At 65.7% G+C, this 8,350-nt stretch carries 9 protein-coding genes and 1 pseudogene; 6 read left to right on the top strand and 4 right to left on the bottom strand.

The annotated features are described in order from the left end of the window. The 4 genes and pseudogenes from WBF82_RS00365 to WBF82_RS00350 form a co-directional block, all read left to right on the top strand. Positions 1–221: pseudogene (locus tag WBF82_RS00365) on the top strand (catalase); the annotation flags it as partial. Positions 222–226: 5 nt separating this feature from the next. Further along, a complete protein-coding gene (locus WBF82_RS00360; protein WP_424381131.1) occupies positions 227–787 on the top strand; it encodes a cytochrome b in 561 nt (186 codons plus the stop codon). A 32-nt stretch (positions 788–819) separates the two neighbouring features. Then, positions 820–1,893 carry a dihydrodipicolinate reductase gene (locus WBF82_RS00355; RefSeq protein ID WP_424381130.1) on the top strand — a complete coding sequence of 358 codons (1,074 nt, stop codon included), beginning with the start codon at positions 820–822 and terminating at the stop codon, positions 1,891–1,893. Positions 1,894–1,948: 55 nt separating this feature from the next. Next, entirely contained in the window at positions 1,949–3,661 is a 1,713-nt protein-coding gene (locus WBF82_RS00350; RefSeq protein ID WP_424381129.1) for an Hsp70 family protein, read from the top strand. A gap of 8 nt (positions 3,662–3,669) precedes the next feature. Here WBF82_RS00350 and WBF82_RS00345 read toward each other — a convergent pair whose 3' ends face one another. Together WBF82_RS00345 and WBF82_RS00340 are read right to left on the bottom strand one after the other, a co-directional pair. Beyond that, on the bottom strand, positions 3,670–3,996 hold the full coding sequence (locus WBF82_RS00345; protein WP_424381128.1) for a hypothetical protein: 327 nt from the start codon (positions 3,994–3,996) through the stop codon (positions 3,670–3,672). Positions 3,997–4,046: 50 nt separating this feature from the next. Next, on the bottom strand, positions 4,047–5,003 hold the full coding sequence (locus WBF82_RS00340; protein ID WP_424381127.1) for an SDR family oxidoreductase: 957 nt from the start codon (positions 5,001–5,003) through the stop codon (positions 4,047–4,049). Between the two features lie 54 nt (positions 5,004–5,057). Here WBF82_RS00340 and WBF82_RS00335 point away from each other — a divergent pair, with 54 nt between their 5' ends. Then, a complete protein-coding gene (locus WBF82_RS00335) occupies positions 5,058–5,798 on the top strand; it encodes an SHOCT domain-containing protein (RefSeq protein ID WP_424381126.1) in 741 nt (246 codons plus the stop codon). 7 nt (positions 5,799–5,805) lie between these two features. Here WBF82_RS00335 and WBF82_RS00330 read toward each other — a convergent pair whose 3' ends face one another. Both WBF82_RS00330 and WBF82_RS00325 read right to left on the bottom strand, forming a co-directional pair. Further along, entirely contained in the window at positions 5,806–6,429 is a 624-nt protein-coding gene (locus WBF82_RS00330) for an MBL fold metallo-hydrolase (RefSeq protein ID WP_424381125.1), read from the bottom strand. After that, a complete protein-coding gene (locus tag WBF82_RS00325; protein WP_424381124.1) occupies positions 6,429–7,514 on the bottom strand; it encodes an S-(hydroxymethyl)mycothiol dehydrogenase in 1,086 nt (361 codons plus the stop codon). The genes WBF82_RS00330 and WBF82_RS00325 overlap by 1 nt, the downstream gene beginning before the upstream one ends. Positions 7,515–7,553: 39 nt before the next feature. Between WBF82_RS00325 and WBF82_RS00320 the strand changes: the two genes are divergently transcribed. After that, a partial coding sequence (locus tag WBF82_RS00320) for a serine hydrolase domain-containing protein (RefSeq protein ID WP_424381123.1) occupies positions 7,554–8,350 on the top strand: 797 nt, incomplete at its 3' end.

The following is an 8,350-nucleotide window of genomic DNA, read 5'->3' as shown; positions in this document are numbered from 1 at the left end:
ACGCGACCCTGCCCTGGCCCGCCGGTCGCCGCAGCGTCGACACCGGCCTGCTCACGCTCGACTCCGTCAAACCCGACGCGCCCGGTAATGCCCGAGATATCAACTTCGATCCGCTGGTGCTGCCCGTCGGCATCGAGCCGTCCGACGATCCGTTGCTCAGCGCGCGGTCGGCCGTCTACGCCGCGTCATACCGACGTCGCACCGGGGAGACGACGCTGTGACCGCGATGCCCGAGCCGGGCCGGTTCACCCGGCTGACCAGAATCCTGCATTGGCTGACGGCGGTGCTGGTGTTCTGCGCGTTGTTCATCGGCTTCGTGATGGTGAACTCGGTCGGCGAGTACGCGCGGCTGGTCATGATTCACCGGACGCTGGGCGTGACCATCCTGGTGGTGGTGCTGGTGCGTCTGGTCAACCGGTTGACTCATCGCGCTCCGCCGTTGCCGGCCACGGTCGGCGCGCTGGAACGCAAGATCGTCGTGCTGTCCGAGGTGTCGCTGTACGCGCTGCTGCTGCTCCAGCCGCTGATCGGCTGGGCGATGCTTTCGGCCGCCGGGGGACCGGTCGTCGTGTTCGGCTCACTTCGGCTCCCGCGCATCGCGCCGTTTGACGCGCAGTTGTTTTGGCTTCTGCGACAAGCTCATTCGGTCGTCGCGTATGCATTGATGGCCGCTATCGCCGCGCATGTATCCGCGATCCTGTTGCACACGTTGACGTTGCGCGACCGGATGATCGAAAGGATGACATTCCGGTTTCGCCCGAACGATGACCGCACCCGCTTAGGGTGAACCCAGGGGGTTGTCGATGAAGAAGGTGACGAATGGCTAAGCGGGTCGTGATCTGGGGTACCGGTTTCGTCGGCAAGATGGTGATCGCCGAAGTCCTCAAACATCCGCTGTTCGAACTGGTCGGCGTCGGCGTCAGCAATCCGGACAAAGTCGGCCGCGACGTCGGCGAAATCTGCGGGCTGGCCGGACCGGTCGGCATCACCGCCACCGACGATGTCGACGCGCTGATCGCGTTGCAGCCCGACGCGCTGGTGCATTACGGCCCCACCGCGGCCCATGCCGACGCCAACATCGCGCTTATCACGCGTTTCCTGCGGGCCGGGATCGACGTGTGCTCGACGTCGATGACGCCGTGGGTCTGGCCGACGATGCATCTCAACCCGCCTACCTGGATCCAGCCGATCACCGAGGGCTGCGAGTTGGGCGAGTCGTCGTGTTTCACCACTGGCATCGACCCGGGCTTCGCCAACGATCTGTTCCCGATGACGCTAATGGGGGTGTGCTCCGAGGTGCGCACGGTGCGGGCATCCGAGCTGCTGGACTACACCAACTACGAGGGCGACTACGAAAACGAGATGGGCATCGGACGCGAGCCCGAATTCCGCCCGATCCTGGAAAACCGCGACGTGCTGATCTTTGCGTGGGGCGCCACCGTCCCGATGATCGCGCACGCCGCGGGCATCATGCTCGACGAGATCACCACGACCTGGGACAAGTGGGTGACACCGGATGAACGCAAGACGGCCAAGGGCATCATCCCGCCGGGGCATGTTGCCGCGGTCCGGTTCACCATCAACGGGGTGTACCAAGGCCAGACCCGCATCCAGCTCGAGCACGTCAACCGCATCGGCCTTGACGCCGCACCGGACTGGCCGGCCGGCACCAAAGACGACGTCTACCGGGTGGACATCGAAGGCACGCCGAGCATCTCCCAGGAAACCGCATTCCGCTTCACCGACGGTTCGGGACGCGACGCGGCCGCCGCCGGATGTCTGGCCACCGGGATGCGCGCGCTCAACGCGGTGCCGGCCGTCAACGAACTCTCGCCGGGCTGGGTCACGCCGCTCGATCTGCCGCTGATAGCGGGCGCCGGCACAATCCGCTGACCAGCAGAATCGAGGCGACCTATAAATTGGTGCCGATGCGCGCGGATGGGACGATATGGCTGACGTAGGACGGTCGGCGTTAGGCCTTTCGGTGGGGGCCACCAACTTGGCGGCGGTGACCGCTGAGCGGGCGGTGACCCGCAGGCCGGTGTTGACCCTGTATCGCCAGCGCCCACCGGAAGTTGGTGTGCCTTCCGAGAACCCGATGCTCAACGAGCCGGGGCTGGTGATCACCGACTTCGTTGACAAGGTGGGCGACCCGGACGGCATCGTCGCGGCTGACGGGACGACGCACCGCAGCGAGACGCTCATCGCCGACGCGCTGCGGGCACTGTCCTACGCCGCAACAGGCGGACCACCGCTGCCGGATACCGTCGCGGTGACCCACCCTGCGCATTGGGCGCCGGCGGCTGTCGACTCGGTGCGCGTCGCGTTGAGCCGGGTAGCCGAATGGTCGGATGGCCGGTTGACGCTGCTATCGGACGCCACGGCGGCGGTGATCGCATTGCAGGTCGACCCGGGGGTGCCGAACCGCGGTGTCATCGCCGTCTGCGATTTCGGAGGCACCGGAACCACGCTCGCCCTGTTCGACGCGGCCAACGGCTACCAGGCAGTCGCTCCCGCCGTTCGGCATGGTGAGTTCTCCGGCGACCTGATCGACCAGGCGCTGCTGACCCATGTCGTCACCGAGCTGTCGTCGGCCGGTTCGTTCGACACGGCTGCGACCTCGGCTGTCGGTTCGCTGGCTGCACTGCGGAACGCCTGCCGCCACGCCAAAGAAGAACTTTCGTCGACCATCGCAACCAGGCTGACCGCCGAGGTGCCGGGATATCGCGGTGAAATCCAAGTGACCCGCGCCGAGCTGGACGACGCGATTCGCCAGCCGTTGGACGGCTTCCTAGGGGTCGTTCATCAGACGTTGCAGCGCAATGGAATTCGAGCAGAGAATCTGGCTGCAATCGCCTTGGTGGGCGGTGGCGCCAGCATCCCGATCGTCACGACGACCTTGTCGGAGCAGTTGGGCGCACCGATCATCACGGCGCCGCGGCCGCATCTGACGGCCGCTGTCGGTGCGGCATTACGGGCCGGACGCGGCCCGGCCGTCGGCGAGACAGCATTGGCCCCCACAGCGGCCGGAGTGGCCGCCGACGCCGCGACGATCTCGGATCTTGCTGTGGAACCCGCCCCGGCACCGGCACTGGCCTGGTCTGAGACCGACGACGATTCCGGAATCATGCCGATCCGCCCCGGTGAATACCCAGAAGAGGGCTCCGGCGCCGGTCCGATGGCGGCACCGCCGCCGGCGGCATTCGATCATGACGCCCGACCGGCCGTGACCGGCCCGGTTCGCGACCCTTGGTACCGTCGGCCCGCAGTCGTGATGGTCGGGACCGCGCTGGTGGTGCTGGCCATCGGCGCCGCGGTGCTGATCACCCTGCGTCACACCTCCGGCAGCGCTCCGACCGCACCGGCGCCCAGCGTGAGCACCACAACCGCACCGACCAGCCAGGGATCTTCGGACACGACGGACAGTCAGACGTCGGCGACCAGCGCGCCATCCTCGACCAGCTCGGACACCGGGACACCGTCGTCGACCACCCAAGCGCCGACGACAACGACGACGACCTCGCAAGCGCCCACGACGACGACCTCAGCGCCGACGACCACCCAAGCGACCACGACAAGCCAGGCGCCCCAGCGCCCGCCCTTCGGCGGCTTCCCCCGCGGTCCTCGGTTCTTGCCGCAACCGCAACCGGGCTCCCCGTAAGGCGCCGATCAGGCGTTCTCGGATTCGCCTTCGTGCTGGTCGGCGTTTTCCTCCTGGTCCTCGTGCTCGTCTTTTTCTTGTTCTTTTTCTTTTTCCTGTTGCTTTTCTTTGCCGAACTTGGGGTTGCCCTCGTCGTCAAGCCACTCGGTGACCGCGACCCCAGTGATGGTCTTGTTGGTGCCGGGCATCACTGATGTCGGGCGATCCTCGTCATAGGTGTCCCGCATCCGGCGAACTTCTTCCTTGCCCTCGTCGCTGAGCTCGGGCGTTTCTGAGGAGGTGTTCTCTTCGTCGCCGGTGTCTTCACTGCTGGTTTCGTCGTCGTCTACACTCATAGACGACGGGCTACCCGCTTTTGCGACGGGCCCAAACTGCGCGGAGGAGGTTAAGCCGTCGAGGGGTAGCTGACTCCGGTTATTTGCTCGGAAATTTCCCACAGCTGCCGGCAATCGGCGTCGTTGCGAGCGCGGGCGGGCACCTTGGCGGTTGTCACACCGCCACCGGCGGCTTCGTAGATGCCTTGCGGCCCGTAGAAGGCGCCGCCTTCGGCCTGCGGAGACGTCGCCGCGTAGAGCGCCGGAAGGATGCCTTCGTCAATTTCTTGCCAGAGGAACGGTGTCAGCCGCCACGACAGTTTGTAGAGCCGCTCCATGGTCGACGGTTTCGACTGGCCGTGCGACGGGCCGCTGATCTGCAGGTTGGTTTTGGTCAAGCCGGGATGCGCGGCGTTGGAGAGGATGCCCCAGCCGGCCTGGCTGCTGCGGCGGTTCAACTCGCGGGCGAACATCAACACCGCCAGCTTCGATTGGCCGTAGGCCGACATGGCCGCGTAGGACTTCTCGAACTGCAGGTCGTCGAAGTGGATCTTGCCGCTTTGGCGCGCGGCGAGGCTGCTCAGCGAAACGACCCGCGCGTGGCCCGCCTTGCGCAACAGCGGCAGCAGGTGTGCTGTGAGCGCGAAGTGCCCGAGATGATTACTGCCGAACTGCAATTCGAATCCGTCGGCGGTGGTGTCGCGTTTCGGCGGAGTCATCACCCCGGCGTTGTTGACCAGGATGTCGATCGGGCGGCCCTCGGCGTTGAGTTGCTCGCCTAGGGCCGCGACGCTGGCCAGTGACGACAAGTCGAGGGGTTTGATGGTCAGCTTCGCCGTCGGAACAGTCGCACGGATCTCGTCGATCGCGGCCTCGCCCTTGGCGCGGTTGCGGATCGCCATCACAACGTCGGCACCTGCAGCAGATAGCCGACGGGCCAAGCCGAATCCCAGGCCGCTGTTGGACCCGGTGACGACAGCCAGCTTCTCGGACAGATCGGGCACAGTCGCGACGAGATTGGTGGCCATGGATATCACTCCTCAATCGGTGCGAGTTCCGTCTCACAGTGTCACACTGCGTCAATGAGTAGCAGGCGGCTCGCAAAAATTTCGCTGGCACTGGCCATCATGTTGCTGGTCGGCTCGGTCGTCGGCTTCGTTGTCACCCTCGCGCTCAAGGCCTTTGTCTTGGACAAGTTCAACGCCTACGGCGAGGTGCCTATCCCAGGCTCGGCCACTCTCCATCTTCCCGCCGGGGAAGCCACCATCAGCTTCCACACGGTGACCATCGGCAGCGTTTCCGGCGGTGGGCTGCCGGTGCCAAAGCTCGGGTTAGACATCGATCCGCCGCCCGGCGTTGCCGAGCCAACGGTTACTGAAAGTTATGGCAGCTCAACCACAGTCAACAACGATGCCCATCGCAGGGTGTGGCTGGTAAAGGTTCCCGCCGATGGCGACTACAAAATCACCACCGACGGGCAAGTCAACGGATTCATCAGCCCCCAACTGGCGTTCGGTCACGGCGGTACCAGCTCATCTGGCCCGCCCGTGGGGATATTCGTCGGTCTCTTCGTCATCGGCCTGATCGGCACGATAGCGGCACCGATCTGGCTGTCTCGCACCCGACCCTCAACCGTGCCGGTCTGGCAACCTCTGGGCGAGCCGTCGCAGTCACCGGTGGTGACCCCGACGCCGGCACAGCTACCGACCGACGAAGGTGTCAGAATCGAGCAGCTCAAAACCCTGACGGCACTGCGGGATTCCGGGGCGCTGACCGAAAAGGAATTCGAGGACGAGAAGCGCAGAATTCTCGACGGCCGCTAGTGGCTCTTTAGTGCCCCCGGGCGGCCCATTCGTCGTAGTGAACGATCTCGTCGCCGATGCTGGTGGTGTCGCCATGGCCGGTGTAGACGACCGTGGGGTGAGGAAGTTTGCCCAGTCGCCCCGAAATCGACTGCAGGATGGTCGGGAAGTCGGAAAACGACCGTCCGGTGGCCCCGGGCCCGCCGGAAAACAACGTGTCTCCGCTGAATACTGCGCCCAGGTCGGGGGCGTACCAGCAGACCGAGCCGGGGGAGTGCCCCGGGGTGTGCAGCGCTCGCAGCTCGGTGCCCGCGACACTCAGTGTGTCCCCGTCGGATACCGCACGAAAGTCCTTGTCCGGATGGGTCATCCGCCACAGCACATCGTCGCCAGGATGTAGCAGTACCGGCGCGTCGAGCGTCTTGCCGAGTTCGGGGGCCACGGTCACATGGTCGTTGTGGCCGTGTGTGCATACCACTGCCACCACATTTCGCCCGCCGACGGCGGAAACGATCGGCGCCGCTGTGTGCGCGGCGTCGAAGACCACGACGTCGGAGTCGTCGCCGACGATCCAGATGTTGTTGTCGACTTCCCAACTGCCACCGTCGAGTTCGAAGGTGCCATGGGTGATGACGCGCTCGATGGCCGGCATTACAGCATCACCACCGAGCGCAGCACCTTGCCGTCGTGCATCTTGTGGAACGCCTCCTCGATATCGCCGAGGCCGATGCGTTCAGAGACGAACTTCTCCAACGGCAACCGGCCCTGCAGATACAGTTCGATCAACGTGGGGAAGTCGCGTTCGGGCAGGCAGTCGCCATACCAGGACGACTTCAATGCGCCGCCGTGGCTGAAGAAGTCAAGTAGCGGCATGTCGATGCGCATGTCTGGTGTCGGAACACCCACCAGCACAACGGTTCCCGCGAGATCGCGGGCGTAAAAGGCTTGCTTCCAGGTTTCTGGTCGCCCGACGGCGTCGATCACGACGTTGGCGCCGAACCCGTCGGTGAGATCCTGGACCGTCTTGACCACATCGAGGTCACGGGCGTTGATGGTGTGCGTGGCGCCGAACTTACGGGCCCAATCCAGTTTGGTGTTGTCGGTGTCGACGGCGATGATTCGTCTCGCGCCGACCAGCGCTGCCCCGGCGATCGCGGCATCGCCGACGCCGCCGCAACCGATCACCGCGACCGTGTCGTCACGGCTGACTGCGCCGGTGTTGAGAGCCGCGCCCAGGCCTGCCATCACCCCGCAGCCCAGCAGGCCGGCGACTGCCGGGTCGGCCGCCGCGTCGACCAACGTGGCTTGGCCGGCGTGTACCAGCGTCTTGTCGGCGAACGCGCCGACCCCGAGCGCCGGCGTCAGCTCGGTGCCGTCGGTGAGCGTCATCTTCTGCTCGGCATTGAACGAGTCGAAGCAGTACTGCGGGCGGCCACGTTTGCAGGCGCGGCACTGCCCACAGACCGCCCGCCAGTTCAGGATCACGAAATCACCTGGCTCGACTGCGGTTACGCCGGTGCCCACCTTTTCGACGGTGCCTGCCGCCTCGTGGCCGAGCAGAAATGGGTAGTCGTCGGTGATGCCACCCTCGCGGTAGGTCAGGTCGGTGTGGCAGACGCCGCATGCGGTGACGTCGACGACGACTTCGCCCGGGCCCGGGTCGGGGATCACGATGTCCACCAACTCGACGGGCTCACCTTTTTTCCGTGAAATCACGCCGCGCACTGTCTGACTCATGGGCTTCAACCTAGCGCTTGGTCGGTAGGCTTCTGCGCGATGGCCGCACTTGACGCACTCGACGACTGGCCGGTTACGGCGGCGGCCGCAGCGGTGGTCGGACCTTCGGGAGTGTTGGCCAGTCACGGTGACACGGGACGGCCGTTCGCACTGGCGTCGGTAACCAAGCTCCTGGTGGCGCGGGCCGCGCAGATCGCGATCGAGGAAGGCGCCGTCGACTTGGATACCGCCGCCGGCCCGCCCGGGTCGACGGTTCGGCATCTGTTGGCCCACGCCTCGGGGTTGGCGATGCACTCCGATGAGACGCTGGCCAAGCCTGGCTCCCGACGGATCTACTCCAACTACGGCTTCGAGGTGCTGGCCGAGACGCTGCAGCAGGCATCTGGGATCGAATTCGGTCGCTACCTCGCCGAGGCGGTGTTCGATCCGCTGGGAATGACCAGCAGCCGGCTCGACGGCGGCGCGCAGGCCGCCGCCTTCGGCGCGACGTCGACGGTGGCGGATTTGGCGGCCTTCGCCGCTGACCTGCTGAATCCGTTGACGGTATCGGCGCAGATGCACGCCGAGGCGACGGCCGTGCAGTTCCCCGGGCTCAACGGCGTATTGCCCGGCTACGGTCAGCAACGGCCCAACGATTGGGGGCTGGGCTTCGAGATCAGGGATTCCAAAGCCCCGCACTGGACCGGCGGTAAAAACTCGGCTCGCACTTTCGGCCATTTCGGCCAAACAGGCACGTTGACCTGGGCAGATCCGCAAGCCAAGGTCGCGCTGGTGGCGCTCACCGACCGCGATTTCGGTGACTGGGCGCTGCCGCTGTGGCCGGTCCTCGCCGATTC

Source organism: Mycobacterium sp. (assembly GCF_049673265.1).
Taxonomy (GTDB): domain Bacteria; phylum Actinomycetota; class Actinomycetes; order Mycobacteriales; family Mycobacteriaceae; genus Mycobacterium.
This window is presented reverse-complemented; position numbering and strand designations above follow the sequence as displayed.